20 protein-coding genes are annotated in these 18,881 nt (G+C 72.0%); 11 read left to right on the forward strand and 9 right to left on the reverse strand.

Translation table 11 applies throughout. The features are described 5' to 3' along the window. Positions 1-17: 17 nt before the first annotated feature. Both ACF1BH_RS04890 and ACF1BH_RS04895 read right to left on the reverse strand, forming a co-directional pair. Positions 18-929 (reverse strand): class I SAM-dependent methyltransferase, encoded by a 912-nt coding sequence (locus ACF1BH_RS04890; RefSeq protein WP_391640952.1) that lies wholly within the window; start codon positions 927-929, stop codon positions 18-20. Between the two features lie 11 nt (positions 930-940). After that, positions 941-1,918 (reverse strand): aldo/keto reductase, encoded by a 978-nt coding sequence (locus ACF1BH_RS04895; protein ID WP_391640953.1) that lies wholly within the window; start codon positions 1,916-1,918, stop codon positions 941-943. 325 nt (positions 1,919-2,243) lie between these two features. On the opposite strand from ACF1BH_RS04895, the gene ACF1BH_RS04900 reads away from it, so the two are divergent. Continuing rightward, on the forward strand, positions 2,244-2,846 hold the full coding sequence (locus tag ACF1BH_RS04900) for a dihydrofolate reductase family protein (RefSeq protein WP_391640954.1): 603 nt from the start codon (positions 2,244-2,246) through the stop codon (positions 2,844-2,846). An 85-nt stretch (positions 2,847-2,931) separates the two neighbouring features. Here ACF1BH_RS04900 and ACF1BH_RS04905 read toward each other — a convergent pair whose 3' ends face one another. Together ACF1BH_RS04905 and ACF1BH_RS04910 are read right to left on the reverse strand one after the other, a co-directional pair. Further along, positions 2,932-3,633, reverse strand: coding sequence for a DUF4232 domain-containing protein (locus ACF1BH_RS04905; protein ID WP_391640955.1), 702 nt, complete (start codon positions 3,631-3,633; stop codon positions 2,932-2,934). Between the two features lie 101 nt (positions 3,634-3,734). Continuing rightward, the gene (locus ACF1BH_RS04910; RefSeq protein WP_391640956.1) at positions 3,735-5,006 is read right to left on the reverse strand and encodes an MFS transporter; all 1,272 of its coding nucleotides are present in this window, start codon (positions 5,004-5,006) and stop codon (positions 3,735-3,737) included. 166 nt (positions 5,007-5,172) lie between these two features. Between ACF1BH_RS04910 and ACF1BH_RS04915 the strand changes: the two genes are divergently transcribed. Then, positions 5,173-5,679, forward strand: a complete 507-nt coding sequence (locus ACF1BH_RS04915; RefSeq protein WP_391640957.1) for a winged helix-turn-helix transcriptional regulator — start codon at positions 5,173-5,175, stop codon at positions 5,677-5,679. Between the two features lie 148 nt (positions 5,680-5,827). Here the strand turns inward: ACF1BH_RS04915 and ACF1BH_RS04920 are convergent, their stop codons facing one another. Beyond that, positions 5,828-6,181: an SDR family NAD(P)-dependent oxidoreductase gene (locus ACF1BH_RS04920; protein ID WP_391640958.1), complete on the reverse strand. Its 354-nt coding sequence runs from the start codon at positions 6,179-6,181 to the stop codon at positions 5,828-5,830. Between the two features lie 238 nt (positions 6,182-6,419). Between ACF1BH_RS04920 and ACF1BH_RS04925 the strand changes: the two genes are divergently transcribed. The 4 genes from ACF1BH_RS04925 to ACF1BH_RS04940 all read left to right on the forward strand — a co-directional run bounded on the left by ACF1BH_RS04925 (position 6,420) and on the right by ACF1BH_RS04940 (position 8,701). Continuing rightward, positions 6,420-7,025: a hypothetical protein gene (locus ACF1BH_RS04925; RefSeq protein WP_391640959.1), complete on the forward strand. Its 606-nt coding sequence runs from the start codon at positions 6,420-6,422 to the stop codon at positions 7,023-7,025. 101 nt (positions 7,026-7,126) lie between these two features. Then, positions 7,127-7,528, forward strand: coding sequence for a helix-turn-helix domain-containing protein (locus ACF1BH_RS04930; protein WP_391640960.1), 402 nt, complete (start codon positions 7,127-7,129; stop codon positions 7,526-7,528). Positions 7,529-7,575: 47 nt separating this feature from the next. Continuing rightward, positions 7,576-8,256 carry a hypothetical protein gene (locus ACF1BH_RS04935; RefSeq protein ID WP_391640961.1) on the forward strand — a complete coding sequence of 227 codons (681 nt, stop codon included), beginning with the start codon at positions 7,576-7,578 and terminating at the stop codon, positions 8,254-8,256. Positions 8,257-8,359: 103 nt separating this feature from the next. Further along, on the forward strand, positions 8,360-8,701 hold the full coding sequence (locus tag ACF1BH_RS04940; protein ID WP_391640962.1) for a DUF2516 family protein: 342 nt from the start codon (positions 8,360-8,362) through the stop codon (positions 8,699-8,701). 103 nt (positions 8,702-8,804) lie between these two features. On the opposite strand, the gene ACF1BH_RS04945 is transcribed toward ACF1BH_RS04940, so the two are convergent. Then, the gene (locus tag ACF1BH_RS04945) at positions 8,805-10,181 is read right to left on the reverse strand and encodes a PP2C family protein-serine/threonine phosphatase (protein ID WP_391640963.1); all 1,377 of its coding nucleotides are present in this window, start codon (positions 10,179-10,181) and stop codon (positions 8,805-8,807) included. 437 nt (positions 10,182-10,618) lie between these two features. Next, the gene (locus ACF1BH_RS04950; protein WP_391640964.1) at positions 10,619-11,764 is read right to left on the reverse strand and encodes an NlpC/P60 family protein; all 1,146 of its coding nucleotides are present in this window, start codon (positions 11,762-11,764) and stop codon (positions 10,619-10,621) included. A gap of 423 nt (positions 11,765-12,187) precedes the next feature. Here ACF1BH_RS04950 and pstS point away from each other — a divergent pair, with 423 nt between their 5' ends. From pstS to pstB, 4 genes are all read left to right on the forward strand, one after another. Continuing rightward, positions 12,188-13,312: a phosphate ABC transporter substrate-binding protein PstS gene (gene pstS / locus ACF1BH_RS04955; RefSeq protein WP_391640965.1), complete on the forward strand. Its 1,125-nt coding sequence runs from the start codon at positions 12,188-12,190 to the stop codon at positions 13,310-13,312. 120 nt (positions 13,313-13,432) lie between these two features. After that, positions 13,433-14,422 (forward strand): phosphate ABC transporter permease subunit PstC, encoded by a 990-nt coding sequence (gene pstC / locus ACF1BH_RS04960; protein ID WP_391640966.1) that lies wholly within the window; start codon positions 13,433-13,435, stop codon positions 14,420-14,422. A gap of 8 nt (positions 14,423-14,430) precedes the next feature. Beyond that, positions 14,431-15,507, forward strand: a complete 1,077-nt coding sequence (gene pstA / locus ACF1BH_RS04965; RefSeq protein ID WP_391641019.1) for a phosphate ABC transporter permease PstA — start codon at positions 14,431-14,433, stop codon at positions 15,505-15,507. A 31-nt stretch (positions 15,508-15,538) separates the two neighbouring features. Beyond that, a complete protein-coding gene (gene pstB / locus ACF1BH_RS04970) occupies positions 15,539-16,318 on the forward strand; it encodes a phosphate ABC transporter ATP-binding protein PstB (protein WP_391640967.1) in 780 nt (259 codons plus the stop codon). A 134-nt stretch (positions 16,319-16,452) separates the two neighbouring features. Here pstB and ACF1BH_RS04975 read toward each other — a convergent pair whose 3' ends face one another. Both ACF1BH_RS04975 and ACF1BH_RS04980 read right to left on the reverse strand, forming a co-directional pair. Further along, positions 16,453-17,451: an anion permease gene (locus tag ACF1BH_RS04975; protein WP_391640968.1), complete on the reverse strand. Its 999-nt coding sequence runs from the start codon at positions 17,449-17,451 to the stop codon at positions 16,453-16,455. 9 nt (positions 17,452-17,460) lie between these two features. Then, positions 17,461-18,081 carry a DUF47 domain-containing protein gene (locus tag ACF1BH_RS04980; protein ID WP_030286220.1) on the reverse strand — a complete coding sequence of 207 codons (621 nt, stop codon included), beginning with the start codon at positions 18,079-18,081 and terminating at the stop codon, positions 17,461-17,463. Positions 18,082-18,275: 194 nt separating this feature from the next. Between ACF1BH_RS04980 and ACF1BH_RS04985 the strand changes: the two genes are divergently transcribed. Further along, positions 18,276-18,677 carry a metal-sensitive transcriptional regulator gene (locus tag ACF1BH_RS04985; protein WP_391640969.1) on the forward strand — a complete coding sequence of 134 codons (402 nt, stop codon included), beginning with the start codon at positions 18,276-18,278 and terminating at the stop codon, positions 18,675-18,677. The last annotated feature ends 204 nt before the right edge of the window (positions 18,678-18,881 follow it).

Raw genomic sequence — 18,881 nt, forward strand, 5'->3', positions numbered from 1 at the left:
CGCGCACGCCCCACGGCTCACCCCGCGCGCCGGGCCACCGCCACGTACACGGTCATCACGCACGGGATGCGGCCGTCCGGCAGCGCCGTCGGCGCGGTGGCGGCGGTGAAGCGGTCGCGCAGCTCCGCGACGGTCGCCGGATCCAGCGGCGCCAGGTCGTAGAGGCAGCCGACCGTCCGCCACACCGCGTCCGGCGGCGCGGTCAGGTCGAGCGGGACGCGCTCCCAGGTCACCGGGGCGAACCCGGCGGGCCCGAAGACCGCGTCGAACCCCTCGCGGGTCCGCAGCCGCCGGTCGCCGAGGCGCGGGATGCGGCGCTCGGGCGGCGCCGCGTCGAGCACCGGCCGCAGCAGCCGCAGAAACGTCGCGTACGCCTCGCCCTCCCCCGGCCCGCCGCCGAGCACCGCGGCCAGCGTCCCGCCGGGCGCCAGCACCCGGCCCAGCTCGGCGGCGACCCGCTCGGGCTCGTTCATCAGCATCAGCGCCATGTGGGACACCGCGCCGTCGAACCCGCCGTCGGGGAAGGGCAGACGCTCGGCGCTCCCGGCGTGCAGCGGTGCGGTGGCCAGCCCCGGGCGGCGGCGGGCCAGGGCCAGTTCCGCCGCCGACAGGTCGACGCCCGCGACCTGCCGGCCGGGCCGGGCGGCGAGCAGTTCCAGCAGCAGACCGTCGCCGCAGCCCACGTCCAGCACCCGGCGCCGCCCGGCCACCGCGTCCCGCAGCAGCGCATAGCTGGACCGGCCGTCGGGCCCGCGGCCGTGCGCCATGGCCCGGGCGGTGACCGCGGGGTGCGCGGCGTGGAAGCGCCGGAGGAAGGCGGGGCCGTCGGGGGCCGGAGCCGGGCCGCCGGGGACCGGGCCGTCCGGACGCCCGCCCTCCGCCGGTGGCGCTCCGGCCCCCGGCTCCTCCCGCACCGGCTCCTCCTGCACCGGCTCCTCCCTCACCGGCCGACCAGCGCCAGGCTCCCCGCGTCGTAGCGGGTGCCGGCGACGCGGTCGGCGGGGGCCGCGGCGTCGATGGCGGCGAGGTCGTCGGCGGACAGTTCGATGGTCACCGCGGCGAGGTTCTCCTCCAGGTACCGCTCACGCCGGGTGCCGGGAATCGGGACGACGTCGTCGCCGCGGTGCTGCACCCAGGCCAGCGCGAGCTGCCCGGCGGTCACCCCGCGCTCGGCGGCCAGCTCCTCCAGCCTCCGGACGATCGCGAGGTTCTGCTCCAGATTCCCGTCGGCGAACCGCGGCTGGGTGCGCCGCAGATCGCTCTCCGCCATGCCCTCGACGGAGGCGTAACGTCCGGTCAGGAAGCCGCGGCCGAGCGGGGAGAACGGGACGAGGCCGATGCCCAGCTCCCGGCAGACCGGCGCGATCTCCCGCTCCAGGTCGCGCGTCCACAGCGACCACTCGCTCTGCAGCGCGGCGATCGGATGGACCGCGTGCGCCCGGCGGACGGTCTCCGCGCCCGCCTCGCAGAGCCCGAGGTGGCGCACCTTGCCCGCCGCGACCAGCTCCGCCATCGCGCCGACCGTCTCCTCGATCGGCACCTGCGGGTCGACGCGGTGCTGGTAGTAGAGGTCGATGTGGTCGACGCCGAGGCGGCGCAGCGACGCGTCGCACGCCTGCCGTACGTAGGCGGCGTCGCCGCGGATGACGGCCGGCTCGCCGACGCGGTTGGCGAAGCCGAACTTGGTGGCGAGCACCACCTCGTCGCGCCGCTCGGCGAGCAGCCTGCCGAGCAGTTCCTCGTTGTGGCCCGCCCCGTAGAAATCGGAGGAGTCCAGGAGCGTGACGCCGAGGTCGAGCGCCCGGTTCAAGGTGGCGAGCGACGCCCCGTCGTCCGACGCCCCGTATCCGTGGCTCATCCCCATGCACCCGAGCCCCTGGGCCGAAACCTCCAGCGCACCGAGCTTGCGCGTAGGCATTCCCGTCGTCCCCGTCATCTCCGCCACCTCCTGGCACCGCCCGCCGCCGGGGCCTTCCCGGAACCGCGGCCGTCCCGACGACCGTAGGAGGTGGAGTGCGCTCGAAGTCAACGAGGTGGCGTGCCGGGCGGGTTGGCGGCGTACGGGCGTGCCTGCGGGCGGCGGTCCGGCGCGTGTGGTCGCCTGTACCGGGGACGCCGACCGGCACGGTGATCCCAACCGGACTGTCAGTGCCGGGAGTTACGGTGCCGAGTACCGCAAGACCGGCCGTCCACGGCGTACCGGCGGCCCGGTACCGAGCGCAGACCTGCGAAGGAGACACCCGATGGGCAAGGTCACCACCAGCGTCACCACGATGTCCCTGGACGGCTACATCGCCGGACCGGACGAAAGCGGCTTCGACCTGCTGTTCCAGTGGTACGGCAACGGCGACGTCGAGATCCCGTCGGCCAGCCCCGACGTGCCGCCGTTCCGCGTCTCCGCGGCCAGCGCCGCACTGCTGCGGCGGGAGTGGGGGAACACGGGGGCGCTGATCGTCGGCCGGCACCTCTACGACCTGACGCACGCCTGGGGCGGACGCCACCCGATGGACGTGACCACGGTCGTCCTCACCCACCGCCGGCCGGACGACCGGCCCGAGGACGACGCGGACTTCGTCTTCGTCACCGACGGCATCGCGGCGGCGGTGGCCCGGGCGAAGGCGCTGGCCGGGGAGAAGGACGTGGTGGTGAACGGCGGGCAGATGGCCCGTCAGTGCCTGGAGGCCGGGCTGCTCGACGAGGTCGGGGTCGCGCTGGTGCCGGTCGTCCTGGGCGGCGGGAAACGGCTCTTCGACGGACTCGGCGGCGGACCGGTGCGGTTCGACGGCCCCGTCGCGGTGATCGAGGGCACCGGCGTCACCCATCTGCGCTACCGGGTGAGGAAGTGAGCCGACAGCGCAGATGCGGCGGCGTCCGCTCCCGCCCCTGCGGGGGCGGCCGACCGGGCCCGGCCGCTCCGGGCCTCCGCGGACGTCAGCCGATGGGGTTGACGAAAGTGGCCGGGTGAGTGGCACCGGACTGGTCGACGAGCGGACCCCAGGGCCACTCGACCGTCAGGGAGGTGGTTTCGTTCGGCGGGGTGACCTGCATGGTTGCGGGCTTCCAGGAGCCTTCGTCGTTCTCGTGGGCCATACCGAGGCTGAGCGTGAAGTCGGTGGATTCGCCGGGGGCGAGGGTGATCGAGCTGTACCTGGCGGACGAGCGGGCCAGCGACCAGGGGGTGCCGCCGTTGTCGGGCACGAGGTCCACACCGGGGAAGCCGCCGATCCTGCAGGTCCGGCCGCTGGTGTTGGTCAGCAGGATGCTGGTGGTCGTCGCGCCCTGCGCGTCCGGGTCCGGCGCCGCGTCGTCACCGGTGGCGAACTCCGCCTTCAGGCCGGAGGTGTGGCACCGCTCGCCCTGGGTGGCCGAGTTCGTGGTCTCCCCGCCCGCGGCCCCCGCCTTGGCGTCGCCCTTCGCCCCGGAGCCCGCCGGCGACTCCCGGTCCGGCACCGTGGTGGAGACGCCCGCGCCGGCGTCGGCCTGCGAAGCAGCCTCCACCTGCCCCGCGGCCTTCGTCCCGCCCGCGTCCGCACCGGAGCAGGCGGTCAGGGTCAGCCCGGCGGCCGCGGTGAGCGCGGCGGCGGCGACCCGCAGGGTACGGCGGCGGGCGGTACGAACGGTGTGGGTGCGCATGGCGGGTTCCCCCCGGGGCGGTCGGTGGCGTGGTCTCCTCGGTACGGCACCCACGCTGCCCGGAGGCCCTGGCGCGCGACTGCCGCCGGGCTAACGCCTGGCTAACCGCTCACGGGCGGCGCCCCGGCCCCTCCCCGGAGCTCCGCGCGCCGCTCCCGCCACCACACGCACCCCCACACCGCCACCCCCAGGCCGCTGAACCCCGCCCCCAGTACGCAGACCGCGCCCCATCCCGCCGCGGCGTAGAGGGAGGTCGCGGCGAGGGCACCGGTGGCGCTGCCGAGGGAGTAGAAGACCATGTAGCCGCCGATCAGGCGGCTGCCCGCGTCCGGGTGGAGGGCGTAGATCACCGTCTGGTTGGTGACATGGACCGCCTGGACCGCGAGGTCCAGGAGGACCACCCCGGCGGCCAGCGCCCACAGCGAGCTGCGGGTGAAGGCCAGCGGGAGCCAGGCGGCGGTGAGCAGGGCGAGGGCGAGCCCGGTGGTGCGGCGGGCGAGACCGCGGTCGTTGAGGCGGCCCGCGACGGTCGCGGCCAGGGCACCGGCCACGCCGATCAGCCCGAGCGCACCGATCGCGCGGTGCGGCAGGAAGTACGGGGCTTCGCTGAGCGGTAGCGCCACGCTGCTCCACAGGGTGCTGAACGCGGCGAAGACCAGCAGGCAGTAGAGCGCCCGCAGCCGCAGCACCGGCTCGCGGGCGAAGAGGGTGAGCGTGGAGCGCAGCAGCTGCCCGTAGCGCAGGGTGGTCGGCGCGGCGGTGCGGCGGGGCAGCACCCGGTAGAGGATCAGCGCCAGCGCCGCGGTCAGCGCCGCCGAGGCGAGGTAGACGGAGCGCCAGCCCGCGAGGTCGGCCAGCAGCCCGGAGGCGGTGCGGGCGAGCAGGATGCCGATGACCACACCGCCGGTGACCAGCCCGACGACCCGGCCGCGCCCGGCGGGCGGCGCCAGCGACGCGGCGAAGGCCACCAGCGTCTGGGTGACGACCGCGAGCAGCCCCGTGGCGGCCACCCCCGCGAGCAACGCCGCCGCCGTACGGGCGGTGCCGACCACGGCCAACGCCCCGACCAGCAGCGACAGATGCAGCACGATGATCCGCCGCCGGTCGGCCATATCGCCCAGCGGTACGAGGAAGAAGAGGCCCAGGCCGTACCCGACATGTGTGAGCGTGACGACGGCGCCGACCAGCGCCGGGCTCATGGCGAGGTCGCGCCCCATGGTCACCAGCAGCGGCTGCGCGAAGTAGACATTGGCCACCGCCGCCCCGCAGGCGACGGCGAAGAGCGCGACGACGCCCCGCGACAGGACGTACCCGGCCCCCTCCTCCCCGCACCCCTCGGTCCGCCGCGTCAGGGCCTCACCGTCACCGGTCATCGCCACCCGTTCCCCCACCCTCCACACGTCTGGTTTCATCTTGCTACCAATCCGGAACGAGGGTGACGCTAACCCGCTTGGTAGCATGTTGCAACCACAATCGCCGGATCGACGAGCCCCGGACGGACCGACGGGATCCGCGGGAGCGACGGAAACGAGGGACGCCATGGTGAGCAGGACCCGCTTCGACGACAGCGACTGCCCGGTCGCCCGCTCCGTGGACGCGATCGGCGACTGGTGGTCGCTGCTGATCGTCCGGGACGCGTTCGACGGCAGCCGCCGCTTCGGCGAGTTCCAGCGCAGCCTGGGCGTCGCGAAGAACATCCTCACCGCCCGGCTGCGCGCCCTCGTCGCCGGCGGCGTCCTCGCCTCCGTCCCCGCCTCGGACGGCAGCGCCTACCGCGAGTACGTCCTGACCCCGAAGGGCGAGGCGCTCTTCCCCGTCATCGTGGCGCTGCGCCAGTGGGGCGAGCAGCACTTCTTCACCGCCGGCGAGCCCCACTCGGAGCTGGTCGACCGCCGCGCGGGACACCGGCTGCGGCCACTGGAGATCCGGGCCGAGGACGGACGGCGGGTGACGCCGGGCGACACGACGGTACGGAAGGTGCCCGAGGACCGACCCGGAACCGGCCCGGGACCCGCCCCGGAGCCCGCCCCGACCGGAACCCGCTAGAGGAAACCCCTGTACCCGCCACTGAATTTCCGTCTTTGCCCCGCCCTCCCTCCTCCGTACCGTGAAATCACCCGGCCCCGGAAAGCCCCGTCACCGCATTGCTGTCACCGCTTTTCGGGCCGACCGGGAATGACGCGGGAAGTCGCCTTCAGGAGGACAGCGGAATGACGGCGGGCAGCGCCGCGCCGATCCCGTTGAGCAGCCCGGTGATGTGCGTGGCGACCATCGCGTCCCAGTCGTCCTGACGCAGCTCGTCGAAGGGGGAGACCGCCATCGTCCCGGCGTTGGAGGCCAGGACGTCGAGCCGGCCGAACCGGTCGACCGCCGTGTCCCCCGCGATGCCGCCCTCGGCACTGTTCCTGACACCGCTGCGGTCGATGCAGGACGGCGCCGTACCGCCGGCGGCCGCCGGCGCCGAAGCGGCCTGCGCCGGAGCCGCGGCCCCCAGGGCGCCCGTCGCCACGAGGACAGCCGTGGCCACGAGGACCTCGGGCTTCACCATGCGCCTCTTCACTTGTCTCCCCCTGGCCGTCCGGTGCTCCCTGCGCCGGACAGCGATGCGGCACAAAGTACAACCGCCCCGGGACCTGCGCACCGCCCGCGACCGTGATGCGCGCCACTGCGTCCGACCGTTCCGGAGATTCCACCCGGAAACCCAACCGGCTTCGCCAACAAGCCTGTTAAGTTCATGCCGCCATGAAGCGGGCGCGGTGGCGCGCCACGGCGTGGGGGGGGCAACGATGCGTCGCAGTGGGTGGGCCGGAGCCGGGGTGGCCGTGGGGCTGCTGTTCGTGACCGGCTGCGGAGGGGGCGGCGGGAACGGTTCCGCTCCCGCGGTGGACCCGGCACTGGCCAAGGCCGTGAACAAGAACTGCGGCCACTTCCTGAAGCCGGAGTCGGTCGCCGCGGCGCTCGGCGACAACACCTTCGACGGCACCCTCGGGAAGATCCAGGGCGACAAGGGGTCGTGCTCGATCACCGTCTCGGTCCGGGAGGCCGGCCGCGGCACGAGCGGGCCGCGCCACAGCGACGTGAAACTCTCGCTGGAGATCCTCAGCTGGAAGGACCCCGCCCTGGTGGCCCAATCCGTCGACGAGGTCTGCCACAACACCTCGGCCGTCGCGGTCACCGAGATCTTCCAGGGCCCCAAGGGCGCGTGCAGCGTCTGGCGGGCCGAGCCCACCGAGGAGTTCCTGGTCGGCGGCAAGCTGGACGTCCACGGCGGCGAGGGCACGAAGCGGATCACGATCACCGTCCACGGCGTGGACGGCACGCTGAAGCAGGACCGCGAGCACGCCCTCCAGCTGCTGGCCGACGTCCGCGCGGAGATCTCCCGCAGGGCGTGAGGCCCGGGGCCCGGCGGCCCCGGACCGGCCCGCCCCACCGCGGCAACACTCCCGCAAGCACTCTGCTTGCAATAGTTAGCACCAGCGGGCACCATGGGGCCATGGCATCGCTCAACGTCGGCAATCTCGGTGAGTTCCTGCGGGAGCAGCGGCGTACGGCGCAGCTGAGCCTGCGGCAGCTCGCGGAGGCCGCGGGGGTGTCGAACCCGTATCTCAGCCAGATCGAGCGCGGGCTGCGCAAGCCGAGCGCGGAGATCCTGCAGCAGCTCGCCAAGGCACTGCGGATCTCCGCCGAGACGCTGTACGTCCAGGCCGGGATCCTCGACGAGCGGCAGGGGCCGAGCGGTGTCGAGGTACAGACCGCGATACGCACCGACCCCTCCCTCAACGAGAAGCAGAAGCAGGTCCTGCTGCAGATCTACGACTCCTTCCGCAAGGAGAACGGATACGGCAGCACCGACCCGGGAGCCGCCCCGGCCGATGACGTGCCGGGCCACGGCTGAGCGCACGACATCCGCATCAGGACACCGAATGCAGGAGGAAGCACCTCATGGCCATCACCGATGACCTCCGCAAGACCCTGACCGACCCGACCCCGCTGTACGCCCTCGCCGGCACCGCCGATCTGGCGGCCGAGAAGCTCGGTGAGGTGCCGGTGCTGGTCGAGCGGATCCGCGCGGAGGCCCCCAAGCACATCGAGGCGGTGCGGGCCACGGATCCGAAGGACGTCCAGGCGCGCGTCGCCCAGCAGGCCAAGGAGGCCCAGGGCAAGCTGAACGACCTGCTCGGCTCGCTCGACACCGACCTGAAGAAGCTCCGCGAGCAGGCGCAGGTCCTCGCGCTCCAGGGCGTCGGCCGGGCCGCCGAGTACGCGGTCAAGGCGCGGGAGACCTACGACGGGCTGGCCGAGCGGGGCCGCGGTGCGGTGCAGGGCTGGCGCGGTGACGCCGCCGACCACGTCGAGGAGCTGGCCGTGGTGATCGAGCCGGACCCGGCGCCGAAGACCGCCCCGAAGCCGGCGAAGGCCAACGGCACGGCGAACGGCACCGCCAACGGCAAGGCCGCCGCCAAGCCGTCGCGGACCGGCGCGGTGCCGAAGCCGGTCACCAAGCCCGCCGCCAAGCCCGCCACCGCGAAGGCCGACGGCGCCAAGGCGGCCGAGGCGAAGTCCGCGAAGAAGGCCCCGGCCCGCAAGCCCGCCACCCGCCGGAGCACCCCGCCGTCGAAGTGACGTAGTTGTCCCCACGGGCCGGGCACGCAACGGCGGCCCGGCCCGTTGTCCGGGTACGGTGGGCCGCGACGGCCCTGAGACGACAAGCAAGGTGGTGCGCGGCGTGCTGGTGTACGGATTCCAGTCCCTTCTGGGCTGGGCACAGCTGGCCCTGGGCATCTATGCCGCGGTGATGCTGATCGACGCGGCGGTCCGCCGCGACGACGCCTACCGCGCGGCCGACAAGCAGACCAAGCCCATGTGGCTGCTCCTCCTGGCCCTCGCCACGCTGCTGCTCTTCGTCATGCCGCTGATGTCGTTCCTGCCGATCATCGGCGTGATCGCGGTGATCGTCTACACCGTCGACGTCCGCCCGGCCCTCCGCCACGCCACCGGCGGCGGAGGCCCCCGCCGCGGCGGCTCCAGCTCGGACGGTCCTTATGGGCCGTACAACGGGGGGCGCTGAGTTTCGGGCCGGACGGACACACGGGGCGCGCCACCGCGGGTGGGCGCCCCGTTCGCATGACCGGGCCGGCGCCCGGACGTCTCCGTTCCCCCGCCGCCCCGGCTCAGCCGCGCCCCCGGTCCAGCCACAGCACCGCGACATCGTCCGTCAGCTCGCCGCCGTTGAGGTCGCGGACCTCGTTCAGGGCGGTGTCCAGCAGTTCCTCGCCGGTCAGGCCCGCCGCCATCCGGCGGGCGACCAGATCGGCCATGCCCTCCTGGCCCAGCCGCAGCCGGCCCTCCCCGACGTGCCCCTCGATCAGGCCGTCGGTGTACATCATCAGGCTCCACGCGCCGCCCAGCTCGATCTGGTGACGCGGCCAGCGGGCGTACGGCAGCAGGCCGAGCGCCGGGCCGCCGTACTCGTACGGGAGCAGCCGCGGCGGGCCGCCCGCGCGGGAGAGCAGCGGGGCCGGGTGGCCCGCCAGGCAGAGTCCGGCGCGGCGGCCGTCCGGGGAGATGTCGACGGTGCAGAGCGTCGCGAAGATCTCGTCGTCGGCGCGCTCGTGCTCCAGGACCTTCTGGAGGGTGGAGAGCAGTTCGTCGCCGCAGAGCCCGGCGAAGGTCAGCGCCCGCCAGGCGATCCGCAGCTCCACGCCGAGCGCCGCCTCGTCGGGGCCGTGGCCGCAGACGTCGCCGATCATCGCGTGGACGGTGCCGTCCGGTGTGCGGACGGTGTCGTAGAAGTCGCCGCCGAGCAGCGCGCGGCTGCGGCCGGGGCGGTAGCGGGCGGCGAAGCGCAGGTCGGAGCCGTCGAGCAGCGGGGTCGGCAGCAGGCCGCGCTCCAGCCGGGCGTTCTCCTGGGCGCGCATCCGCGACTCGGTGAGCTGACGCTGTGCGAGGTCGGCGCGCTTGCGCTCGACGGCGTAGCGCACCGCGCGGCTGAGGACCGCGCCGTCCAGCTCGTCGCGGAAGAGGTAGTCCTGCGCGCCGACGCGGACGGCCTCGGCAGCGCGTTCGGCGTCGGTCTCCGGCGTCATCACCAGGACGGCGTGGGCCGGGGCCATCCGCAGCACCGCGTGGAGCGCGCCGAGGGTGTCGCCGGCGCCGTCCGCCGGGGCGTCCGCCTCGGTGGCGGGGGCGAGGTCGAGGAGGATGCAGTCGACGTCGTCGGTGAGCAGCCGCGCCGCCTCGGTGAGGTTGCGGGCGGTGCGCAGCCGGACCTTGCGGCCCGCCCAGTCCCACATGTCGGGGACGGTGCTGCTGGGGTCGGAGCCGATGAGGAGGACGGTCAGGCCGGGCCCGGAGCCGTTGTCGGCCGGCGTGTCGGGGCGGCGGGCGCCCGGGATCGGCGCCGTCGTGGCGCCGGCGGTGGTGGTGAGAAGGTGCGCGGGCACGTCCACCGCGCCGTCCGGCGTGCGGCGTGCGGCGCAGACGTCACGGGCCGGGGCCGCCTGCTGCGACAGCACGGCCGTGCGCCGGTGCGGTACGGGTACGGACATGGCTCTGCTTCCTTCCCTCCCCCTGGGTCCTGGTGGGCCGGTTCGACGCCCGGATCGCCGGTGGTCGCCCTGACGGGCGCGAGACCACGTGCGAAGGCGTTTCCTCAGGGCTGTCCCGGCGCGCCGTCCGGCGCACCAACATGCCCGGTCGTGCGCCGCTCGTGGGGGAGAGCGGTGCGCCACCGGGCACCGAGAGTGCGACCATAGCGCCACCGGACACTTGTGCGGAATGACCCACGGCACGCGGCACACGTCATATGCCGCCGGGTATAAGCCATTTGACCTGGAGAGACCGGGAGAAGCCGGAAAGGGAATGACGAACATCACCCCACCGGGGCCGGAACCGATCGCAATGTGCCACGGCGCGGCGACCGTCCGATAACGGCCTCACCCGCGTTGCGCCGGCAATCACGGGCGAGGCCGTCACGCTCATTCCGTCATTTATCGGGCCGTACGACACCGAGGATCGGCATCGAACCGGCCCCGGCGATCGTGACCTGCCGGCCCGGTCGCGGAGCGTGCACGATCGCCCCGTCACCGAGATACATCCCGACATGACTGGCATCGGAGAAATAGATGATCAGGTCCCCGGGGCGCAGGTCCGTGACGGCGACACGGGGCAACTGCCGCCACTGTTCCTGGGAGGTCCGCGGAATGGTACGGCCGCCGGCCTGCCAGGCGCGCAGGGTCAGCCCCGAGCAGTCGAAGGTGTCCGGCCCCACGGCGCCCCACACGTAATCCTTGCCGATCTGCGCGGTGGCGAACGAAACGGCTTTCTTTCCGGCGGCCGATGCCTTGTTGCCGATCTCCTTCAGGATGCCGGTGTCCAGCCATTTCTGCTGTTCGGCGCGGGCCCGGGATTCCTCCAGCTCTTTCAGCCGGTCCTTTTCCGCGGCGGCCAACCGGGATTCGATTTTCTTCGCCGCGTCGATCTTCTCCTTGATGTCACGCCGTGCTTTTTCCTTCTTCACGCGTTCGGCGTCGAGGTGCTCCCAGCGGACCGTCGCGGAGTGCGCGTCGTCCCGGAGCCCGGCCGCCAGCCGGCTCAGCTCCCCGGCGACGTTCGTGGCGGCGCGCTGGCTCTTACGGGCCAGGACCACGTTGTCGAGGTACCCCTCGGGGTCCGCGTGCAGCAGCAGCCGCGCCTCGTCCGGGATGCCCCCGGCGCGGTACTGCGCACTGGCCAGCACGCCCGCCTGCCGCTTGAGCGCCGCGCGGCGGCGCTGCGCGTCCTCGATCCGCCGGGCGAGATCGACGATCTTCCGCTGCTCGTCGGTGACCTGCTCCTGCGCGGCGTTGTACGCGTCGGTGGCCCGCTCCGCGGCGCGGTAGAGGTCCTCGATCCGCTGATGTATCCGGGCCAGCCGGTCCCCGCCGGGGCCCGCGGCGTCCGCCTCCGGTCCGTTCCCCGCACCGTCCGCCGCCCGCCCGGCCGTGCGCCCGTCCGGCCCGTCGGCCGCCCGCCCGGCCGAGGCGTACGCCGCCGGGACCTGCGGGCCGAACAGCCCCAGCGCGCAGACCACCACGACGGCGCGGGCGACGGCCCGGCCCCGCGGGGCGCCGCGGCCGGACGCGCTCCCCACGCCATCACCCGGAGTCACGGCATCCCGTACGCCCCCGGTTTCCCTCGTGTCCGCTCCGCCCTGTACGGCATCCGCCGTCCCCTGGATCCCCACCCGCCACCTCCGGTCGATGCACACCGATTCGTCTCCCCGTGGTCGTTGGCGCGGATGGTGCCATACCGATCGGTAAGTCGACAGAGGACGGGGCAATTCCCCGATTTCGCGTGACTGATACATGCCAGGAAGGCCCGCCCCCAGCTGACGGGTGAGGTTCACCGTGCGTTCACTCTTCTCCGTCGGTCGCTTCACTTGATCTGCCTAATTTCAGCCGTACCGAGTGCGCGTCACCGTCGCGAACCGATAAGGGCTCCGGCTGACTCCGCACACTCCTGACACACCTCGCACGCCGAGCAAGCGGCGCGCCCCAGGAAGGAACTCTCGACAGTGAAGCTTCAGCGCAAGAACCGGGTTCGCGCCCTCGCGGTGGGCGCTCTCGCCGTCACCGGTGCCCTGGCCCTGACGGCGTGCGGCTCCGACGACACCAGCGCCGCCGGTGGCGCGGGCAACGCCGCCAAGGCCGGCAGCATCAAGTGCGAGGGCAAGGGCAAGCTGCGCGCCTCCGGCTCCTCGGCGCAGAAGAACGCCATGGACGTCTGGGTGCAGAACTACGCCGGTTCCTGCAAGGACACCGAGATCAACTACCAGCCGACCGGCTCCGGCGCGGGCATCACCACCTTCCTCCAGGGCCAGACCGCGTTCGCCGGTTCCGACTCGGCCCTCAAGCCCGAGGAGGTCGCCAAGTCGGAGAAGATCTGCAAGGGCGGCAAGGCGATCAACCTGCCGATGGTCGGCGGCCCGATCGCGGTCGGCTACAACGTCCCCGGCGTGGACAACCTCGTCCTCGACGCGCCCACCCTCGCCAAGATCTTCGACTCGCAGATCACCAACTGGAACGACGCGGCGATCAAGAAGCTCAACCCGGGCGCCTCGCTGCCGGACCTCAAGATCCAGGCGTTCCACCGCTCCGACGACTCGGGCACCACCGACAACTTCACCAAGTACCTCAAGGGCGCCGCCCCCGACGCCTGGAAGCACGAGCCCGCGAAGACCTGGGAGGGCAAGGGCGGCCAGGCGGCCTCCGGCTCCGCCGGCGTCTCCTCGCAGGTCAAGCAGACCAACGGCGCGATCTCCTACTTCGAACTGTCCTACGCGACGGCCGGGAAGATCCCCACCGTCAAGATCGCCACCGGCGCCAAGACCCCGGTCGAGGCCACCGTCGACAACGCTTCCAAGGCCATCGCCGAGGCCAAGCAGGTCGGCAAGGGCGACGACCTCGCCCTGGAGCTGAACTACGCCACCAAGGCCGAGGGCGCCTACCCGATCACCCTGGTGACGTACGAGATCGCCTGCGACAAGGGCAACAAGGCCGAGACCCTGCCGGCCACCAAGTCCTTCCTCACCTACATCGCGAGCGAGGACGGCCAGAACGCCCTGAAGGACCTGGGCTACGCCCCGCTGCCCTCCGAGATCGCCGACAAGGTCCGCAAGACCGTCGCCGCCCTCGCCTGATCCACCGGGCGGCGGCCCCGCCGTACGGCCCGGGTCACCCCGCCGTACGGCCCCCGGGCCGCCGCCCGTCCGGTGCACCGCCGCGCCAGGAGCCCCCGGGCTCCGCAGACCGGAGAAACCATGACCCCCTCAGCAACCGCGACACCTGACGCCGCGCCCCCGCCGGCCGCGGCCCCGGCCTCCACCGTCTCGGGGAAGGCCCAGCGCCCCGGCGACCGGATATTCCTCGGGCTCTCCCGGGGATCCGGTATCGCCCTCCTGGTGATCATGGCGGCCATCGCCGCCTTCCTCACCTACCGGTCCGTGCTCGCGATATCCGGCGACCACGCCAACTTCTTCACCACCCTCGACTGGAACGCCACCGGCACCGAGCCGAAGTTCGGTATCGCGGTCCTGGCGTTCGGCACCGTCGTCAGCGCCCTGATCGCGATGGTCGTCGCGGTCCCGGTCGCCGTCGGCATCGCCCTCTTCATCTCGCACTACGCCCCGCGCAAGCTGGCCTCCCCGCTCGGCTACGTCATCGACCTGCTCGCCGCGGTGCCCAGCATCATCTACGGCCTGTGGGGCGCGCTCTTCCTCGTCCCGCACCTCGGCGGGCTCTACGGCTGGCTCGACGACTACCTCGGCTGGACCGGCATCTTCAGCTACGGCGGCGGCGCCGCCCGCTCGCTGTTCACCGTCGGCATCCTGCTGGCGATCATGATCCTGCCGATCGTCACCAGCGTCAGCCGCGAGGTCTTCCTCCAGGCGCCGAAGATGCACGAGGAGGCGGCCCTGGCGCTCGGCGCCACCCGCTGGGAGGTCATCCGGATGTCGGTCCTCCCCTTCGGCCGCTCCGGCATCATCAGCGCCTCCATGCTGGGCCTGGGCCGTGCGCTCGGCGAGACGATGGCCGTCGCCACCGTCCTCTCCCCCAGCTTCCTCATCGGCAAGAGCCTGCTCGACCCGGGCGGCGGCACCTTCGCGCAGAACATCGCAGCGAAGTTCAGCGAGGCCGACACCTTCGGCCAGGACGCACTGATCGCCTCGGGCCTCGTCCTCTTCGTGATCACCCTGCTCGTCAACGGCGCGGCCCGCCTGATCATCGCCCGGCGCAAGGAGTACTCGTGAGCGACGTCATGACGGAACGGCAGACCGTCACCGGCCGGCCCGGCGGCACCCCCGTACCGTTCTCCCTCAAGCAGGCCCGGCTCCCTCGCTGGACCCCGGCGGCCCTCGCCCTCGCCTCGGCCGCGATCGGCTGCGGCATCGGCCTCGGCGCCGGTCTGGACAGCCGCGTCCAGTGGGGTCTGATCGCCGCGCTGGTCTTCGTGGCCGCCACCTTCGTCCTGTCCGCCGCCGTCGAAGGCGCCCGGCAGGCCAAGGACCGCCTCGCCACCGGCCTCGTCTGGATGGCCTTCCTGCTCGCCGTCATCCCGCTGGCCTCCCTGCTGTGGGAGACGGTGGTCCGCGGCAGCAAGGTCCTGGACGGCTACTTCCTGTCCCACTCGATGGGCACCCTGCCGGACGCGCTGCCCGGCGGCGGCATCTACCACGCGATCATCGGCACCCTGGAGCAGGTGGGCCTCGCCACCCTGATCGCCGCGCCGCTCGGCCTGTTCACCGCGATCTACCTGGTCGAGTACGGCCGCAGCCGGCTCGCCAAGGCCGTCACGTTCTTCGTCGACGTGATGACCGGCATCCCGTCGATCGTCGCCGGTCTCTTCGTCCTCTCCGTCTGGATCCTCATCCTCGGCTTCGGCCCGTCCGGCTTCGCCGGGGCGATGGCGCTGGCGATCCTGATGGTCCCGGTCGTCGTCCGCTCCACCGAGGAGATGCTCAAGCTCGTCCCCAACGAGCTGCGTGAGGCGTCCCTCGCCCTGGGCGTGCCGAAGTGGCGCACCATCCTCAAGGTCGTCCTGCCGACGTCGATCGGCGGCATCACCACCGGCGTGATGCTGGCCGTCGCCCGGATCACCGGTGAGACCGCGCCGGTCATGCTGCTGGTCTGGGGCGCGAAGACGATCAACAACAACCCGTTCCAGGACGCCCAGCAGTCCCTGCCGCTCTACGTCTTCCAGCAGTGGCAGCAGGGCTCCGAGGCGTCGTACGACCGCGCCTGGGCCGCGGCCCTCGTCCTCATCGCCTTCGTGATGCTCCTCAACCTGGTGGCCCGCGGCATCGCCCGCTGGAAGGCCCCCAAATCCGGCCGCTGACCGTAAGCGCAACGAAAGAAGCAGTGATCCCATGGCCAAGCGAATCGATGTCAGCGGCCTCTCCGCCTTCTACGGCAGCCACAAGGCCATCGACGACATCTCCATGAGCGTCGAGCCCCGCTCGGTGACCGCCTTCATCGGCCCCTCCGGCTGCGGTAAGTCGACGTTCCTGCGCACCCTGAACCGGATGCACGAGGTCACCCCCGGCGGCCGCGTCGAGGGCAAGGTGCTCCTGGACGACGAGGACCTCTACGGTCCCGGCGTCGACCCGGTCGCGGTCCGCCGCACCGTCGGCATGGTCTTCCAGCGGCCCAACCCGTTCCCCACGATGTCGATCTTCGACAACGTCGCGGCCGGGCTGCGGCTCAACGGCACGGTCAAGAAGAAGTCCGAGCTGTCCGACATCGTCGAGAAGTCCCTCAAGGGCGCCAACCTCTGGAACGAGGTCAAGGACCGCCTGAACAAGCCCGGCTCCGGCCTCTCCGGCGGCCAGCAGCAGCGGCTGTGCATCGCCCGCGCCATCGCCGTCGAACCGCAGGTCCTGCTGATGGACGAGCCCTGCTCGGCGCTGGACCCGATCTCCACGCTCGCCGTCGAGGACCTCATCGGCGAGCTGAAGGAGCGCTTCACGATCGTCATCGTGACGCACAACATGCAGCAGGCGGCGCGCGTCTCGGACCGTACGGCGTTCTTCAACCTCTCGGCGGTCGGGCAGCCCGGCACCCTCGTCGAGATCGACGACACCGAGCGGATCTTCTCCAACCCGTCCGTCCAGGCGACCGAGGACTACATCTCCGGCCGCTTCGGCTGAGCCGCCCGCCCGGCGGCCCCACCCACGTCCTGCGGTGCTGCATGGCGGTGCCACCGCACGGCGAAGGGCCCGCCCCCACATCGGGGGCGGGCCCTTTCTTCGTACGGAGGCGCCGGACCGGAGCCCGGCGCGGGTCAGCCGAAGGCCAGTTTGATCACCCAGTAGGAGACCGCGGCGACGAGCGCCGCCGCCGGCATCGTGATGAACCAGCCCATCACGATGTTCTTGGCCACGCCCCAGCGCACCGCGCGCGGGCCCTTGGTCGAGCCCACACCCATGATCGCGGCGGTGATGACGTGCGTGGTGGAGATCGGCGCGTGGAACATGAACGACGCGGTGTACATCACCGACGCCGCCGTGGTCTCCGCGGCGAAGCCCTGCGGCGGGTCCAGCTCGATGATCCGCCGGCCCAGCGTCCGCATGATCCGCCAGCCACCCGCGTACGTACCGAGCGACAGGGTGATCGCACAGACCAGCTTCACCCAGACCGGGATGGCCGCGCTGGCGTCCTGGACATCGGCGATGACCAGCGCCATCACCACGACACCCATGGTCTTCTGCGCGTCCTGGAGACCGTGGCCGAGCGCCATGCCCGCCGCCGAGACGGTCTGCGCTATGCGGAAACCGCGCTTGGCACGGTGCGGATTGGCGCCGCGGAACAGCCAGAGGATGACGACCATCACCAGATAGCCGAGCACCAGGCCGATCACCGGCGAGATGAACATCGGCAGGACGACCTTCTCGATCACCCCGGTCCAGATCACCTCGGTGCCCCCCGCGAGCGCCGCGCCGACCATGCCGCCGAAGAGTGCGTGGGAGGAGGACGAGGGCAGTCCGAAGTACCAGGTGACGAGGTTCCAGACCACCGCGCCCAGCAGCGCGGCGAACAGGATCCCCATCCCCTTGCTGCCCTCGGGCGTGGAGATCAGCCCCTCGCTGACCGTCTTGGCGACCCCGCTGCCCAGAAAGGCACCGGCGAGGTTCATCACGGCGGCCATCGCCAGCGCCGCCCGTGGCGTCAGCGCCCGGGTCGACACCGAGGTGGCGATGGCGTTCGCCGAGTCGTGAAAGCCGTTGGTATACGTGAAACCGAGCGCGACCGCGATGGTCACGACGAGCGCGAAGGTGTCCATGGCCGGGGCTCAGGACTCCTTGACCGCGATGGTCTCGACGGTGTTGGCCACATGCTCGAAAGCGTCGGCCGCCTCTTCCAGGATGTCCACGATCTGCTTGAGCTTCAGCACCTCGATGGCGTCGTACTTGCCGTTGAAGAGGTGCGCGAGCAGCTTGCGGTGGATCTGGTCGGCCTGGTTCTCCAGACGGTTGACCTCGATCCAGTACTCGGTGAGGTTCGACATCGTCCGCAGATTCGGCATCGCCTCGGCGGTCAGCTCGGCCGCCCGCGCCAGCACCTCGATCTGCTGCTCGACGCCCTTCGGCAGCTCCTCCACCTTGTAGAGGACGACGAGATCGACGGCCTCCTCCATGAAGTCCATGATGTCGTCGAGCGACGAGGCGAGGTTGTAGATGTCCTCGCGGTCGAAGGGGGTGATGAACGAGGAGTTCAGCTGGTGGAAGATCGCGTGCGTCGCGTCATCCCCTGCGTGCTCCGCCGCCCGCATCCGTTCGGCGATCTCGGCCCGCGCGGAGGTGTCCGCCCCGAGCATTTCCATCAGGAGCTTCGAGCCGGTGACGATGTTGTCCGCGGATGCGGCGAACATGTCGTAGAAGCTCGTCTCCCTGGGGGTCAGACGAAAGCGCACGTGAAATCCTCGGGGTGCATCGGTTTCGGTCGACTTGATGCTAGGCGCATCATCCAGCCACTGCTTACCAGCATTCCTTCAGTGTCGCGCATCGGGCAGCATGCTCTGCACGGGGTACCTCCGGTACCCGGAAAATTCGGTACCATATACCCACCAGGGGTATATGGATGGACGGGATACCACGGGAGACGGCCATGACGACCACGGACGCCGGTACGGACGGCACCACCGAAACCGCCTCGGCCGCCCCCGCGCCCACGCCGGAAACCGGCCCCCAGGGCGACCCGAACGCCGTCACCGACCACGACCGCGGCATCCACGGCTACGCCCACCAGAAGGACGCCCACCTCAAGAGACTGCGCCGCATCGAGGGCCAGATCCGCGGCCTCCAGCGCATGCTGGAGGAGGACGTCTACTGCATCGACATACTCACGCAGGTCTCGGCGAGCACGAAGGGCCTGCAGTCCTTCGGGCTCCAGCTCCTGGAGGAGCACCTGCGCCACTGCGTCGCCGACGCCGCGGTGCACGGCCCCGAGGCCATCGACGCCAAGGTCCAGGAGGCCACCAAGGCGATCGAGCGGATGCTCCGCACCTGACCCGCCCGGCGCGGCGGCCGCCGGGTCACCGCCGGGGCGGGTCCGTGACGTCCCGCCGTCCGCCCGGCGGTCGGGGCGCGCCGGGCGCTGCGGCCGGCCACGGCACCCCCTAGGTGTGTTGTCCCGGGACGTTGGTGACACGCGCGTGGGGTGCTTGAACGGGTGAGGGCCTTCTGGCTCGGTGTGGATTGCGACATCTACGCC

Source organism: Streptomyces sp. NPDC014733, assembly GCF_043083385.1.
Lineage (GTDB): Bacteria > Actinomycetota > Actinomycetes > Streptomycetales > Streptomycetaceae > Streptomyces.

Bases quoted from the DNA above. Each gene is read 5' to 3' on its own strand.
- ACF1BH_RS04895 (WP_391640953.1), bottom strand. From the start codon at position 1,918: ATGCCTACGCGCAAGCTCGGTGCGCTGGAGGTTTCGGCCCAGGGGCTC.
- ACF1BH_RS04900 (WP_391640954.1), top strand. From the start codon at position 2,244: ATGGGCAAGGTCACCACCAGCGTCACCACGATGTCCCTGGACGGCTAC.
- ACF1BH_RS04905 (WP_391640955.1), bottom strand. From the start codon at position 3,633: ATGCGCACCCACACCGTTCGTACCGCCCGCCGCCGTACCCTGCGGGTC.
- ACF1BH_RS04910 (WP_391640956.1), bottom strand. From the start codon at position 5,006: ATGACCGGTGACGGTGAGGCCCTGACGCGGCGGACCGAGGGGTGCGGG.
- ACF1BH_RS04915 (WP_391640957.1), top strand. From the start codon at position 5,173: ATGGTGAGCAGGACCCGCTTCGACGACAGCGACTGCCCGGTCGCCCGC.
- ACF1BH_RS04920 (WP_391640958.1), bottom strand. From the start codon at position 6,181: ATGGTGAAGCCCGAGGTCCTCGTGGCCACGGCTGTCCTCGTGGCGACG.
- ACF1BH_RS04925 (WP_391640959.1), top strand. From the start codon at position 6,420: ATGCGTCGCAGTGGGTGGGCCGGAGCCGGGGTGGCCGTGGGGCTGCTG.
- ACF1BH_RS04930 (WP_391640960.1), top strand. From the start codon at position 7,127: ATGGCATCGCTCAACGTCGGCAATCTCGGTGAGTTCCTGCGGGAGCAG.
- ACF1BH_RS04935 (WP_391640961.1), top strand. From the start codon at position 7,576: ATGGCCATCACCGATGACCTCCGCAAGACCCTGACCGACCCGACCCCG.
- ACF1BH_RS04945 (WP_391640963.1), bottom strand. From the start codon at position 10,181: ATGTCCGTACCCGTACCGCACCGGCGCACGGCCGTGCTGTCGCAGCAG.
- pstC (WP_391640966.1), top strand. From the start codon at position 13,433: ATGACCCCCTCAGCAACCGCGACACCTGACGCCGCGCCCCCGCCGGCC.
- pstA (WP_391641019.1), top strand. From the start codon at position 14,431: ATGACGGAACGGCAGACCGTCACCGGCCGGCCCGGCGGCACCCCCGTA.
- pstB (WP_391640967.1), top strand. From the start codon at position 15,539: ATGGCCAAGCGAATCGATGTCAGCGGCCTCTCCGCCTTCTACGGCAGC.
- ACF1BH_RS04975 (WP_391640968.1), bottom strand. From the start codon at position 17,451: ATGGACACCTTCGCGCTCGTCGTGACCATCGCGGTCGCGCTCGGTTTC.
- ACF1BH_RS04985 (WP_391640969.1), top strand. From the start codon at position 18,276: ATGACGACCACGGACGCCGGTACGGACGGCACCACCGAAACCGCCTCG.